The following is a 12,088-nucleotide window of genomic DNA, read 5'->3' as shown; positions in this document are numbered from 1 at the left end:
CCGGGCGGCAGGGCCGGGCAGAGCACCATGGGGGCCTCGGTGCACTGGAGGGCGAGCAGGCCGGGGGTGTCGGCCAGGCCCTGGGAGAGCCGGGCGATCAGGTGGAGGGTGCGCCGGGTGCGCCCGAGGTGCCCCTGACGGGGGTACCCGTACAACCTTGGTCCCCCGCCGGACCCCCCACCCCTACGGCACCCCGCGCGCCCGTCGTCCCCGGCGCGACCGCCGGACGCCCCGGCCCTGACCCTGACGACCCCCTGCCCTTCCCCGGCCCCCGTACCTCGGGCGAGCCCCTGCCCGACTGGTGGCTCAAGGGACCCGTAGGCCTGGAGAGCGACCCCGACGCTGTCCCCGGTTTCGTCGGCGGTGTGGAGATCCCCGAACTCCTGGAGTCCCCACGTGCAGGGGCCGCGCGGCCGAAGGAGAAGGACGGCAAGGAGCCCCCGGCCGACACCCCGCCGCCCCCGGCGGGCGAACAGGCGGAGGGCGCCGGGGAGGCCGGTGGCGCGCAGCCTCGTCGGCGCCGACGCCTCGTCCCCCTGCCTTCCGGCAAGTGGAGCAACCCCCTGCTCCTGCTCGCCGCCGCCTCGCTCGTCGCGGGCGCGGTCCTGGGCAGCCTCCTTCCGCTGGGCGCCGGTCTGCTCATCGCCTACCTGTCCAGGCGGCTGACGGACCGGGAGAAGAAGTTCGCCGTCCTCTGGATTCCGGGCGGCGCGGTGTCGGCGGGGCTGGTGTGGCTGTGGGGGCGCAGTGAGGGCCGCTGGGGTGAGCCCGTCGTCGCCGGGCACATGAACGACGCGATCGCCGAGACCTGGCCGTGGGTCGTACGGGGCGCGGCTGTCACGGCGGCGTTGTATCTGGTCTGGCGCTCACAGCGGAACAACTAGGGGAAATCCCCGTCATACCGCCGACTGGGACACTGGGCGATATGACCTCTCTCGCGCTGCCTGTCGTCGGCTTCGACCTCGACATGACCCTCATCGACTCCCGCCCCGGAATCCGCGCGTGCTACCAGACCCTCGCCGAGCGGACCGGCGCGTACATAGACGCCGACCTCGTGGTCAGCCGGCTCGGACCGCCGGTGGAGGAGGAGATGGCCAACTGGTTCCCGGCCGAGAAGGTCGTCGAAATGGCCGCGCTCTACCGCCGGTTGTACCCCGAGTACGCCGTCAGCGGGACGCTCGCGCTGCCCGGCGCCGCCGAGGCGATCGCCGCCGTCCACGCGGCGGGCGGCCGGGCCGTCGTCGTCACCGCGAAGCACGAGCCCAACGCGAAGCTGCACATGGAGCACCTGGGGCTGAACCCCGACGTCGTAGTAGGGGATCTGTGGGCCGAGCAGAAGGCGGAGGCGCTGCGGGAATACGGCGCCCACATCTATGTCGGGGACCACGTAGGGGACGTCAGGGGCGCGCGGGCCGCCGGAGCGCTCTCCGTAGGGGTCACCACCGGACCGTGCGGTGCGGAGGAATTGCGCACAGCCGGTGCGGATGTGGTGCTGGATGATCTTCTCGCGTTCCCGGGTTGGCTTTCGGCCTATCTCGCGGATGCCCCGGAAGCCGCAGATCCATCCCTCGCCTGACGCCGCCCGGCGGCGATCGAACGCAGTACACCGGCGCCCGAGATGAGGAAGCCGACGCCCATGAGCATGCTCAATCCGAACATGTACGTAGGAAAAGGCGTCGTACCGAGGAACAGCGGGGTCACGGTGACGAGAGTGGCCGCCGTACCGGCGAAGAACACGATCGCACCGGCGCGGATCAGTCGGTCACCGGGAGCGGCGGAATTCGTTTGGGTTTTGTCGCGCACCGGACCAGGGTAGTTCCCAGCCCGAAGGAACAACCGGGGGACGTCTTGTCACCCGCGCACAGACCATTAGCCTTGGTACCGGCGGGTCATGGTCGACCCGCTGTACTGCTATCCGGAGCCGTTCGCGCGGTGCCAAGGCGCCGAGGCGCCAGGTTCCACGGCCGGTTTTCAGAAGCGGTTTTACGACAGAAGCAGTTTTCCGACGAGTACGAGGACGAGGAACAGACGTGCCTACCGGCAAGGTCAAGTGGTTCAACAGCGAGAAGGGCTTCGGCTTTCTCTCCCGCGACGACGGCGGTGACGTCTTCGTTCATTCCTCGGTTCTCCCCGACGGAGTCGAGACACTCAAGCCGGGCCAGCGCGTGGAGTTCGGAGTCGTCGCCGGTCAGCGTGGCGATCAGGCCCTTTCGGTGGTTCTCCTCGACCCCACTCCTTCGGTCGCCGCGGCCCAGCGCCGGAAGCCGGACGAACTCGCCTCTATCGTCCAGGATCTGACCACGGTCCTGGAAAACATCACGCCCATGCTGGAGAAGGGCCGCTATCCGGACAAGGCTTCCGGAGCGAAGATCGCCGGATTGCTGAGGGCGGTCGCCGACCAGCTCGACGTGTAGGTCTACGGGTTGCGGGGTTTCGGGTCGTACGGGAAATCGCCCGTACGACTCCGGAGTTACGGGGGTGGCCCTGAGAGCCCCCGTAACTCCCAGGTACCCCCGAGAGGGGTCCCTCTCCAGACCTCAGGGGAACCGCAGCGCGTCCGGCGCCAGCGCCGGTACCAGCCCCTCCGCCGCCGCCCGCGTGAGCAGCCCGCGCACGGCCGCGTAACCCGCCTCGCCGAGATCCGCCGTGAACTCGTTGACGTACAGCCCGATGTGCTGGTCGGCGACACCGGGATCCATCTCCTGCGCGTGCTCCATGACGTACGGCCGGGACATCCCGGGGTCGTCCCACGCGGCGCGCACGGACGCCCTGATCGACTCCGCCAGCAGTTCCAGCCGGTCGGCGCCCAGGGAGCGCTTCGCGATGATCGCGCCCAGCGGGATCGGCAGGCCGGTCGTCCCCTCCCAGTGCTCACCCATGTCCGCGAGCTTGTGCAACCCGTAGTTCTGGTACGTGAACCGCGCCTCGTGGATGACGAGCCCCGCGTCGACCTTCCCGTCCCGTACGGCGGGCATGATCTCGTGGAACGGCAGCACGACGATGTCCCCGACCCCGCCGGGCACCGTGTCCGCCGCCCACAGCCGGAACAGCATGTACGCCGTCGACTTCTCGCTCGGCACCGCCACCGTACGACCTTCGAGGGAGACCCCGGCCTCCCTCGTGAGGACCAGAGGCCCACAGCCGCGCCCCAGCGCCCCGCCGCAGGGCAGGAGGGCGTAGTCCTCAAGTACGTACGGGAGGACGGCGTACGACACCTTCAGAGCGTCGTACTCGCCCCGCTGGGCCATGCCGTTGGTGATGTCGATGTCCGCGAACGTGACGTCCAGCGCGGGGGCGCCCGCGATACGGTCGTGCGCGAGGGCGTCGAAGACGAACGTGTCGTTCGGGCAGGGGGAGTAGGCGATCCGCAGCGGCTCTTCAGCGGTCGGCTCGGAGATCGGCTCAGTGGTCATACGGTTCCCAACTCTCCAGAACGGGGGCGAGCTTCCCGAACCCGGCCGTCAGCGACTCCAACGCGTCCTTGATGCGCCACGCCGAACGGTCGCGCGGACCCACCGCGTTGGAGACCGCGCGCAGTTCGAGGACGGGAACGCCATGGGCACCGGCCGCCTCCGCCACACCGAACCCCTCCATCGCCTCGGCGAGGGCCTCGGGGTGCCGGACACGCAGGGCGTCCGCCCGGCCGGCGGTGCCGGTGACCGTCGACACGGTGAGGACGGTTCCGGTGCGCGCCCCGGTGGCTGCCGCCGCGCGGCGCACGAGATCGGGGGGCGGGGTGTGGGTGACGACGCCGAAGCCGAGGTCGGTGACGGGGAGGAACCCGTCGGCGGTCTCCGCGCCCAGGTCGGCCGCGGTGATGTGGTCCGCGAGTACCAGGGAGGCTACGGGGGCGTCGGGCGCGAACCCGCCCGCGATCCCGGCCGAGACGACCAGGTCGTACGGGTCACCCGCAAGGGCCGCGGCGGTGAGGGCGGTCGCGGTGGAGGCGGCGGCGAGGGCCGGGCCGACTCCAGCGGCGAGGAGGTCGTAGCGGGGGGAGGGGGTGGGACCCGTAGTACCCGTAGTACCCCCGGCGTCCGCGCCGGACCCCGTACGACCCGTAGTACTCAGGTCCCGGCCGCTCAAGCCCGGCTCGACCACGAGGTGACGCAGCGTCACTCCCCCCGGAAGCGTACGGGTCTCCCCGTCAGGGTCCGGGAACGCCTGTGCCACCGCGTCCCGTTCGGCGGGGACCGCGGTGGCGACAAGGATGCGGACGGCGGACGTGGTCAGTCGCCCGTCTTCTTCAGGCGGAAGGACCACAGACCCGTGACGGTCTGGCTGTTCTTCTTGCCGTCACCCGCCTTGATGGTGACGAGCGTCGAGTCGCCCTGGGCGCCGTACTGGGCGTTGAAGAAGACGCTGCCCGGGATGGTCAGGTATGTCTTCGAGTTCTCGCCGGTCAGCGGCTGGCCGTTCATCAGGACCGTCCAGCGCCTGTCGGCGATCTTGGGGTCGACGCCGATCCGGACGGTGTCCGACTCGGAGTCGACCTTGATCGACTTGATGTCCTGGTCCTTCAGGCAGGCCGTCAGCTTCGACGTGTCCAGCGCGGAGTCCTCACCGCCGCAGGTGGCCTCCTCGCTGACCGACGACCTGCCGACGGTGATCGTCGAGATCGGGGTCGGCTTGTCGCAGGCCGAGAGCACGAGCAGTCCGGCGGACACGGCGCCGGCGGCAGCGACGGCGCGGCGGCGTCGCACAGCAGCGGATTGCTTGGTCATGGGCGAAGGTTATCGGGCCCGCCCGGCGCTCTTCCTACGCGGGGTGCGGCGTCGCTGTGGGTTAGGCCACGTGAGGTGAACACGGGATGGACGGTGGCTCCCCGGCACTACGGGTACGACACGGCCACGCCCCCGAACCGGTCCTACGGGGTCTACGGGCCCTACAGGGTCTACGGGCCCTACTCCACCCGTCCCCGCCCCGCACCCCCATGCCGGGCCGACCCCAGCAGCCCCTTCGCCGTGGTCGCCCACCCCACCGCCACCACACCCGCCGCCACCGACAGCCCCAGCGTCCCGTTCAGCGGCATCACGATCCCCACCGCCCCGCCGAACACCGACGACACCTGGAGCAGCGTCTCCGACCGCGCGAACGCCGACGTCCGCACCAACTCGGGCACGTCCCGCTGGATCAACGCGTCCAGCGACAGTTTGGCCAGTGCCTGCGAGAACCCCGCGACCGCCGCGAGACACGCCACCAGGAACGCCCCGAACAACAGCGCCGCCGTGATCGTCGCCCCGAGGACCACCGCGACGACCGTCACGACGATCAACTCCGGTGCCCGCGACCGCAACCACGCCCCCACCGTCGTCCCCAGCGCGTTGCCCGCGCCCGCCGCGACGGCGACCATGCCGAGCGAGACGGCCGCGCTCTGCCCCGTCAGCGGGTGCTCGCGGAGCAGGAACGCGAGGAAGAACGTGAGGAAGCCGGAGAGCCAGCGCAGGGCGGCGTTGGCGCCGAGGGCATGGGTGACGCCGATGCCGACGGTGCGCAGACCCGGCCGTTTGGCGGACTTGAGGGGCCCGTGCAGGTGGTCCGCGTCGGCGGCGAGCAGCGCGACGTCCTCACCCTTCGCGGAGTCCACCTTCGGCGGCAGCGTGAACGACAGGAACGTACCCGCGACGAAGATCACGAACGCGCCGTACAGCGGCCACCCGGGGCCGATCTGGTGCAGCCCCGCCGCGATGGGCGCGGCGATCCCGGTGGCCAGCAGACCCCCTAGGGTCACCCGGGAGTTGGCCTTCACCAGGGAAAGCTGTGGCGGGAGCAGCCGGGGTACTACCGCAGAGCGAACGACCCCGTACGCCTTGGAGGCTACGAGTACCCCCAGGGCCGCCGGGTACATCTCCAGGCCCCCCGTGGCGACGGCACCCGAAAGTACTAGGGCGAGCAGCGCCCGCGCGAGCATCGCACCGGCCATCGCCGCCCGCCGCCCGTGCGGGAGCCGGTCCAGCAGCGGGCCGACCACGGGGGCCAGGACGGTGAACGGCGCCATCGTGATCGCCAGGTACAGCGCGACCCGCCCGCGTGCCTCGTCCGTCGGGACGGAGAAGAAGACCGTGGAGGCGAGCGCGACCGTGATCATCACGTCGCCCGCACCGTTCACGGCGTGCAGTTCGATGAGTTTCCCGAGGCCCGACTCGCCCGCGCCGTGCGCGTGCGTGGCCCTTCTGATGCCCCGGGCCGTCCCGGTGAACGGGAAGTGCAGGGCACGGCCGATCGAGCGGACGAGTCCGCCCAGCCGACCCGAACCGCCGCCTCTTCCCTTCCCCTGCCCGCCGATACCGGTCGCGCCCTGGGGTGTCCGCGCGGTTGCCACGACGTTCATAGTGCCCCGAGAAAGCTGTGCGTAGTGCGGTCAGCGCGCGTACGGGTGGGGACTTCTCGCGGTTTCCGCCGCTGGTTCCCGGGTATTACGGGGCCTCCCACCCGGGTACTACGGGTCTTCTCGGAGGGCCTATCTCGATCGTCGTGTCCCGTCGGTGTGGGCTGAGCGGCCGTGAACAGGTAGCGTGCGTATCTCAGCCATCCCGCACAATGGATGGCACAGGTGCGCCCGAGCACGATCGGACTCGGACGTCGACGCGGCCCACAGGTCCGCTCCGTCCGTTCCGCCGCCCGAGACACCGCACCCGACAGACGGCGTAGGAGAGAAGCGATACCTGTGAGCGCAGCGACCACGCGAAGCCGCACCCCCGACCGCCTGTGCGCCGAGGCCGTCGACCTCGCACGCACCGCAGCCGAGGAGGCGGCGGCCCCCGGAGTCGTCGGTGAGCACGTGGGCCTCGTCTCCGAAGGCGACCGTGTCGTCACCCACTTCTTCGAGTGCAAGGAACTCGGCTACCGGGGCTGGCGCTGGGCCGCCACGGTCGCCCGCGCCTCCCGCGCGAAGCTCGTCACACTCGACGAGGTAGTACTTCTGCCGGGTCCCGACGCCGTCCTCGCGCCCGAGTGGGTGCCGTGGAGCGAGCGCCTGCGCCCCGGCGACCTGGGCCCCGGCGACCTCCTCCCGACCGACGCGGAGGACATCCGTCTGGAGTCCGGGTACCAGGAGTCCGGGTACTCCGGGTATTCCGGGTATGACGACCGTCTCGCCCCCGGCGACTCCGGCGACGACGAGCCCGAGCCCCTCGCCGCCGCAGAAGACGCCGACGACGCCGAGGTCACCCCCGGCCTCGCCGAGCCGCCCGCCCGCGGCACGATCACCGCCGTCGCCGACGAACTCGGCCTCCGCCGCGCCCGCGTCCTCTCCCGCTACGGCCTCCACATCGCAGCCGACCGCTGGGAAGAGTCGTTCGGCGCGCAGACCCCGATGGCCCAGGCCGCCCCCGCGACCTGTGTGAGCTGCGGTTTCCTCACCCCGATCGGCGGCAGCCTCGGCCAGGCGTTCGGCGTCTGCGCCAACGAGTTCTCCCCCGCCGACGGCCGCGTCGTCTCCCTCACGTACGGCTGCGGTGGCCACTCCGAGGCGGCGGTCATGCCCGTGCCGCCGCGCCCGGCCGAACCGGTCGTCGACGAGACCCGGGTGGACCCGTTCCCGCTCCGGCCCGCCGCCGACTCGGGGTCGGTGCCGGTGGGGGACGGCGACGAGGAGACGGCCGAGCTGGGGCACTCGTAGCTCTTTCGGCCGACGGCTTGCGGGTGGCTACCCGCGGGGTAGCTCCTGAGAGGGAGTGCTGGACCGGATCCCTCGTGCACGCCGCCCGGTGAACCCCTTTCCGCCGGCCCCTCACGCCCCTTAATACCGAAGTACGCCCCCGTAAGACCTGAGCGGTACGGTCTCCTCACGCCGATGAGGAGAGTGAACGTGAGCAACTTCGTGCGGCCCGCGGCCGAGGGCGCCGACCCCTTCGGCACCGCCCGGCTGCGGCGGGGCGTCCTGGACGCCTGGGCCACCAGCCCCGCCCGGTTCCGGGAGGACGCGAACGCCGAGGAAGACCTCGTACTCGGGGGCTACCGGGACCGGCTGGTCGTCGAGCTGGCCCAGAACGCCGCCGACGCCGCCGCCCGCGCGGGGGTGCCGGGACGGCTCCGGCTCACTCTGCGCGAGAACGTCCTCGTCGCCGCCAACACCGGCGCCCCGCTGGACGCGGCGGGAGTCGAGTCGCTCGCGACGCTGAGGGCGTCGGCCAAACGCGACACCCCCTCGGTCGGCCGGTTCGGCGTGGGCTTCGCGGCCGTCCTGTCCGTCACCGACGAGCCGGCGGTCGTCGGACGGCACGGCGGTGTCCGCTGGTCCCTCGCGGAGGCCCGCGAACTCGCCGCCGAGACGGCCCGGCACAGCCCCGGCCTGGGGGACGAGCTGCGCCGCCGGGACGGCCACGTACCCGTACTACGTCTGCCGTACGCCGCCGAGGGCACCGCCCCGGACACCTACGAGACGGCCGTGATCCTCCCCCTGCGGGACACGGCGGCAGCCGACCTCGCCGAGCGCCTCCTCGACGCCGTGGACGACAGCCTGCTGCTGACCCTCACGGGGCTGGAGGAGGTCGTCGTCGAGATCGGCGACGCCCCCGCCCGCACCCTGTGGCGCCGCACCGACGGCCCCCTCACGGTCGTGGAGGACTCCCGCGACGGCACGACGACCTGGCGCACCCTCTCCGCGCACGGCGAGACGGCCTCCGACCTCCTCGCCGACCGCCCGGTGGAGGAACGCCTCCGCCCGCACTGGTCGCTGACCTGGGCCGTACCCGTAGACCCCCGGGGGCTACCCGTACGACCCCGGATCGCCCCCGTCCTGCACGCCCCCACCCCCAGCGACGAACCCCTAGGGGTCCCCGCACTCCTCATCGCCTCGTTCCCTCTCGACACCGCCCGCCGCCACGCCGCCCCCGGCCCGCTGACCGACTTCCTGGTGCAGCGCGCGGCCGACACCTACGCCCGACTCCTCGCGGACTGGCGGCCGGTGGACACCGGGATCATCGACCTCGTCCCGGGCCCGCTCGGCAAGGGCGAACTGGACGGCGCCCTGCGCCAGGCCGTCCTGGAGCGGCTGCCCCGCACCGCGTTCCTGCCGCCCGCCGTCACCCAGGGCGCCCCCACCTCCGCCTCCGCCTCCGCCCCTGGCCTCGGTCTCGGCTCCGGCGAGACCTCCGGCCCGGCCTTCGGCACCGCCGAGAGCCTCCACGCCGGCACCGGCACCAGCACCGGCCCCGCTCCCTCCGAGGTACTACCCCTCCCGGGCGACGACCCGGGAGTCACCTCCGAAGACCTGCCCGAAGCCCTCCGCCCCCGGGACGCCGAGGTCGTCGAGGGCGCCGGCGCGGAGACCGTGCAGGTCCTCGCCGAAGTCCTCCCCACCCTCCTCCCCGCCGGTCTTGAGCGCCGCGTCGAACTCCGCACCCTCGGCGTCACCCGCGTGCCCCTCGCGGACGTCATCGACCGCCTCGCCGGTCTGGAGAAGGACCCGGAGTGGTGGTACCGGCTGTACGACAGCCTCGCGGGCGTCGACCCCGACCGCCTCTCGGGGCTACCCGTACCCCTCGCGGACGGCCGCACCACCATCGGCCCCCGCCAGACCCTCCTCCCCCTCCCCGACACGGCGACCGGCACCGACCCCGAGATCCTCGCCCGGCTCGGCCTCAAGGTCGCCCACGAGGACGCCGCCCACCCCCTCCTGGAGAAGCTCGGCGCCCTCCCGGCGACCCCCAGGGCCGTCCTGACGACTCCCCAGGTCCGCGCGGCCGTCGCCGCCTCTCTGGACGACGACGGCGGCGCCTGGGACGAAGACGCCCCGGACGCCGAGGAGTTGGCGGACACCGTCCTCGCCCTCGTCCGTGAGGCCGGCCTCGCCCCCGGCGACGAACCCTGGCTCGGCGCCCTCGCCCTGCCCGACGAGGACGGCGAACTCGTTCCCGCCGGTGAACTCGTCCTCCCCGGCAGCCCGTTCGCCTCCGTCATCCGCGAGGACGAACTCGCCGAGGTCGACCACGAGTTGGCCGACAAGTGGGGCGAACAGCCGCTCACCGCCTGCGGAGTGCTGGCCAACTTCGCCCTGGTCCGCGCCACCGACGTCGTCCTCGACCCGGACGAACTGGAGCCCCGCGAGGGTGACTTCGCCGAACCCGACGACGCCGGTCTGCTGGACGCCGTCGACGTCTGGGCCGAGGACGTCCTCGACCGTTTCCCCGACTCGCCGGTCCCCCCGGTGGCGACGGAACTCGTCGCCGTCCGTGACCTGGACCTCGTCGACGACGACAAGTGGCCCCAGGCGCTCGCCCTGCTGGCGCAGCCGCCGCTCAGGGACGCGCTCGTCCAACCGCTGCGCATCCTGCTGCCCGACGGCACGCACGACATCGTCCGGCCGTACACCGCTTGGTGGTTGCGCGGTCACCCCGTCCTGGACGGCCGCCGCCCGGCGGGTCTCCTCGCGGCCGGCGGCGATCCGCTCCTGCACGGGCTGTACGACGAGGCCGACGCGACCGGCTTCGACGACGAACAGGTCCTGCGGGCGTTGGGAGTCCGGACGTCGGTCTCCGCTCTGCTGGAGGAGCCGGGTGGCGCCGCCGAACTCCTGGAGCGCCTCGCCGATCCGGACCGCGAGGTCACCTCGCCCCAACTCCACGGGCTCTACAGCGCCTTGGCCGACCTCGATCCCGAACAGGTCACGCTGCCGGACGACTTGAGGGCGGTCGTGGACGGCTCGGTGGACGTCGTGGACGCGGCCGACGCGGTCGTCGTCGACTCCCCGGACCTCCTCCCCTTCACCGACGGCACTCCGCTGCTGCCCGTACGCCCCGCCAGGGCCGCCGAGTTGGCGGAACTCTTCCAGGTGCGGCGGCTCAGTGAGTCCGTCACCGGTGGGGTCGACTCGGAGGGCGCGGAGCACGACGTCCCCGAGTCGGTCGCTGTCCTCCTCGGCGCGCGGACCCCCAAGTCGTACGTGGAGCATGACGAGTTGATCGTCGACGGGGTCGAGATCGACTGGCGGCTGACCGACGACGGGGTGCTGCACGCGGCGACCCTCGAAGGGGTGGCGGCCGGGCTCGCCTGGGCGGCGGGACAGTGGCCTCGGCGGTTCGAGGTGGCGGCGTTGCTGGAAGACCCCTCCAGGACGGGGGAGTTGGCGCGGGACCGCTGGTTCGACTGAGGGGCGGGAGACTGAGGGCCAGGGGCCGGGAGCGATCAATTCCGGTTGTCCTCACCCACGGTGATGTTCACGTTACGCGCACAATGTCGCGGATTTATCCACGGATCGTGCAACCGTTCGACGGCCCCGTGAGTCTCAAGCACCGGATCGGTGATCATCACCGGTCCGGTGGACTCTCAACTGGGGGAACCTGAATGCGTTTCCGAGCCACTGCCGCCGTCTCCCTCGGCGCCCTGGCCCTCGCCGGTCTCGCCGTGCCTGCCGCGCACGCGGATGCCGGCGTCGGTGACACCCGGATCACGAAGGTCGTCGTCGACGGTGACAACAAGGTGCAGGTCTCGACCTCCGGTGCGCAGACGATCACGGTCAGTGTGACCGCGACGGACAACTCCGGTATCGCCGGGGCGGAGCCGTTCGACCTGTTCGGCCCCGGCTACGGCCTGCTCGTCACCGGCAAGCCCGTCTGCAAGGCCGTCAACGCCACCACCTCCACCTGCACCGCCTCGGTGAAGGTGGACCCGAAGGCGGACTTCTTCCTCAACCGCAACGCCGGTGTCTGGCGCGTCAGCGCGATTGTCGACGCCAAGGACGAGGACTTCGTCTGGAAGGAGAAGTCCGGGTCCTTCTGGTTCCAGCGCGCCGCGAAACTCGCCGCGGCCGACGTCACGCCCGAGCCGGTGAAGAAGGGCAAGACCCTCACCGTCAAGAGCAGCCTGTCCCGCGCCGACTGGGAGAACCTGAAGTTCGGCGGCTACGCGGGCGCGTCCGCCCAGCTCCAGTACCAGAAGCAGGGTGCCAAGACCTGGACCACCCTCAAGACGGTCAAGTCGGACAGCAGGGGCAACCTGAGCGCGACCGTCAAGGCCACCGCCGACGGCTCGTACCGCTACAACTTCCCGGGCAACTCGACGACGGCCGCGGTCGCCTCCGGCGCCGACTTCGTCGACGTGAAGTAGTACCCGCTGAAGTAGCACCCGCTGAAGTAGTACCCGCGGC

At 71.8% G+C, this 12,088-nt stretch carries 11 protein-coding genes; 6 read left to right on the top strand and 5 right to left on the bottom strand.

Annotation, left to right across the window (positions count from 1 at the left end; translation table 11 throughout):
* Window positions 1–884 (top strand): hypothetical protein (locus tag ACVNF4_RS10610; protein ID WP_461802476.1); only part of this gene is annotated, 884 nt, incomplete at its 5' end.
* Window positions 885–925: 41 nt separating this feature from the next.
* Window positions 926–1,576 carry an HAD family hydrolase gene (locus ACVNF4_RS10605; protein ID WP_461802475.1) on the top strand — a complete coding sequence of 217 codons (651 nt, stop codon included), beginning with the start codon at window positions 926–928 and terminating at the stop codon, window positions 1,574–1,576.
* Here the strand turns inward: ACVNF4_RS10605 and ACVNF4_RS10600 are convergent.
* Window positions 1,531–1,803 (bottom strand): hypothetical protein, encoded by a 273-nt coding sequence (locus ACVNF4_RS10600; RefSeq protein ID WP_461802474.1) that lies wholly within the window; start codon window positions 1,801–1,803, stop codon window positions 1,531–1,533. The two genes, ACVNF4_RS10605 and ACVNF4_RS10600, sit on opposite strands and share 46 nt — an antisense overlap.
* Before the next feature lie 227 nt (window positions 1,804–2,030).
* Here ACVNF4_RS10600 and ACVNF4_RS10595 point away from each other — a divergent pair, with 227 nt between their 5' ends.
* The gene (locus ACVNF4_RS10595) at window positions 2,031–2,414 is read left to right on the top strand and encodes a cold-shock protein (RefSeq protein ID WP_010351235.1); all 384 of its coding nucleotides are present in this window, start codon (window positions 2,031–2,033) and stop codon (window positions 2,412–2,414) included.
* A gap of 123 nt (window positions 2,415–2,537) precedes the next feature.
* Here the strand turns inward: ACVNF4_RS10595 and ACVNF4_RS10590 are convergent, their stop codons facing one another.
* The 4 genes from ACVNF4_RS10590 to ACVNF4_RS10575 all read right to left on the bottom strand — a co-directional run bounded on the left by ACVNF4_RS10590 (window position 2,538) and on the right by ACVNF4_RS10575 (window position 6,322).
* A complete protein-coding gene (locus ACVNF4_RS10590; RefSeq protein ID WP_461802473.1) occupies window positions 2,538–3,413 on the bottom strand; it encodes a 1,4-dihydroxy-6-naphthoate synthase in 876 nt (291 codons plus the stop codon).
* The gene (locus ACVNF4_RS10585; protein WP_461802472.1) at window positions 3,403–4,263 is read right to left on the bottom strand and encodes a futalosine hydrolase; all 861 of its coding nucleotides are present in this window, start codon (window positions 4,261–4,263) and stop codon (window positions 3,403–3,405) included. Before ACVNF4_RS10585 ends, ACVNF4_RS10590 begins: the two co-directional genes overlap by 11 nt.
* Window positions 4,230–4,724, bottom strand: coding sequence for a DUF2771 domain-containing protein (locus ACVNF4_RS10580; RefSeq protein WP_461802471.1), 495 nt, complete (start codon window positions 4,722–4,724; stop codon window positions 4,230–4,232). Before ACVNF4_RS10580 ends, ACVNF4_RS10585 begins: the two co-directional genes overlap by 34 nt.
* A 179-nt stretch (window positions 4,725–4,903) precedes the next feature.
* Window positions 4,904–6,322 (bottom strand): MFS transporter, encoded by a 1,419-nt coding sequence (locus ACVNF4_RS10575; protein WP_461802470.1) that lies wholly within the window; start codon window positions 6,320–6,322, stop codon window positions 4,904–4,906.
* A 345-nt stretch (window positions 6,323–6,667) separates the two neighbouring features.
* Here ACVNF4_RS10575 and ACVNF4_RS10570 point away from each other — a divergent pair, with 345 nt between their 5' ends.
* From ACVNF4_RS10570 to ACVNF4_RS10560, 3 genes are all read left to right on the top strand, one after another.
* Window positions 6,668–7,621 carry a DUF3027 domain-containing protein gene (locus ACVNF4_RS10570; protein WP_461802469.1) on the top strand — a complete coding sequence of 318 codons (954 nt, stop codon included), beginning with the start codon at window positions 6,668–6,670 and terminating at the stop codon, window positions 7,619–7,621.
* Between the two features lie 189 nt (window positions 7,622–7,810).
* Entirely contained in the window at window positions 7,811–11,092 is a 3,282-nt protein-coding gene (locus ACVNF4_RS10565; protein WP_461802468.1) for a sacsin N-terminal ATP-binding-like domain-containing protein, read from the top strand.
* 194 nt (window positions 11,093–11,286) lie between these two features.
* Entirely contained in the window at window positions 11,287–12,048 is a 762-nt protein-coding gene (locus tag ACVNF4_RS10560) for a calcium-binding protein (protein WP_461802467.1), read from the top strand.
* Window positions 12,049–12,088 lie beyond the last annotated feature (40 nt).

The organism is Streptomyces sp. S6, from assembly GCF_054880855.1.
Note: the sequence above shows the minus strand (reverse complement) of the source record. Positions and strands in the feature narration are given on the sequence as shown.